The sequence below is a fragment of the Mesorhizobium sp. M7A.F.Ca.AU.001.01.1.1 genome, assembly GCF_004022735.1.
Lineage (GTDB): Bacteria > Pseudomonadota > Alphaproteobacteria > Rhizobiales > Rhizobiaceae > Mesorhizobium > Mesorhizobium ciceri.
In genome coordinates this window covers 1-1,513 of sequence record NZ_RZPF01001047.1, presented here as the reverse complement: position 1 = coordinate 1,513, position 1,513 = coordinate 1, and the positions used below count along the sequence as shown (strand labels likewise).

Sequence of the window (1,513 nt, the reverse complement as noted above, 5' to 3'; positions counted from 1 at the left end):
TTGCCCGACAGGCGGCGAATTTTATCGGTCATGATGATTTGCTCCTCTCCGCCCGATCACCTGCTTATCTGCGCCGCCGCTCGCCGGGACCCGCTGCCTCCGGCAGCTCCCGGCGTCCGTGGCCTTTCATCGTGCCACCGGCACGATGAATTCGCCTGCGGCGAACCGGCCACTCACCCTTCTATCCCATCACGCCCGACCACCGTCATCATCGTTCCGGTCATGGTGGCGATCAGCTTGGCCTCGCCGTCGGCGGCAAAGGCGTAGGCCTGGCCGTCGGCGACGATGATGGTGCGGCCTGGCTTGGTCACCGAGCCGCGGAACAGGAAGCGCTCGCCCCTGCCCGGCGCCAGCAGGTTGACCTTGAACTCGATGGTCAGCACGCCGGAATTTTCCGGCATCAGCGAAAAAGCGGCATAGCCGCAGGCCGAGTCCAGCGCGGTCGAAATGACGCCGGCATGGAGGAAGCCGTGCTGCTGGGTGAGTGCCGCCGAATAGGGCATCTCGATCTCGATGATGCCGGGCGTCACCAGCGTCAGTTCGGCGCCGATCGTGGCCATCGCCTTCTGGCGTGCGAAGGAGGTCCTGACGCGATCCTCATAGTCCGGGGCGGGTACGATCTTTGCTGCCATGGCCGCTGCCTTCCTTTATGCGGATAAGCTTATTGCAGAGGCATGGACGGCAGGCAAATGCTTTTGCTGCACTGCACAATCGACCTGGCCTGCCTGCTGGCGCCACGCATCCGTCAGGAATTGGCGACATCCGATCGGATTCAGGCCGACCTGCGCAACGCACAGAAGTAAAACCCGTCGGTGCCGCTCAGCGCCGGCGACAGCGAGATGTCGCCTTTGGCGCCGATGCGCGCGGCTGCCGGATGGCCGGGAAAACGGCTGTCCCAGAGCTGGCGGTGGTCGACGGGAACAAAGCCGCTGTTACGGTCCCGAAAGGCCGCGATCTGCTCGCCATTCTCCTCATCAAACACCGAGCAGGTGATGTAGACCAGCAGGCCGCCCGGTTTGACATAGGCTTTGGCCGCATCGAGGATCGCCGACTGTTCGCCCTTGCGGGTATCGAGCTGCCTCTGCGTCAGCCGCCATTTGGCGTCGGGGCGGCGCCGCCAGGTGCCGCTGCCGGTGCAGGGCGCGTCGACCAGCACGATGTCCATGTGGTTGCCGAGCGGCGCGAGTTCCGTGGGCTTGGTGACCACCTGCACATTGCGGTTTTCCGAACGACGGATGCGGTCGAAGATCGGCGCCAGCCGTGCTTTCTCCGCATCATGGGCAAAGATCTGGCCACGATTTTCCATCGAAGCCGACAGTGCCAGCGTCTTGCCGCCGGCGCCGGCGCAGAAATCCAGCACCTGCATGCCGGCTTCGGCCCCGGCAAGGGCGGCCGCGATCTGCGAGCCTTCGTCCTGGACCTCGAACCAACCCTTCTGGAAGGCCGGTTCGGCCTGCACATTCGGGTGCCGGCCATCGCCGTCGATCGGTGGAATGCGGATGCCGTGCGGGGC

2 protein-coding genes are annotated in these 1,513 nt (G+C 65.0%); both read right to left on the bottom strand.

The window, feature by feature from the left end; genetic code table 11:
- Nucleotides 1-173: 173 nt before the first annotated feature.
- Nucleotides 174-632 (bottom strand): PaaI family thioesterase, encoded by a 459-nt coding sequence (locus EN884_RS35605; RefSeq protein ID WP_013530371.1) that lies wholly within the window; start codon nucleotides 630-632, stop codon nucleotides 174-176.
- Nucleotides 633-772: 140 nt separating this feature from the next.
- A partial coding sequence (locus tag EN884_RS35595; protein ID WP_164895412.1) for an RsmB/NOP family class I SAM-dependent RNA methyltransferase occupies nucleotides 773-1,513 on the bottom strand: 741 nt, incomplete at its 5' end.

Coding starts and splice junctions, on each gene's coding strand:
- EN884_RS35605 (WP_013530371.1), bottom strand. CDS start 632: ATGGCAGCAAAGATCGTACCCGCCCCGGACTATGAGGATCGCGTCAGG.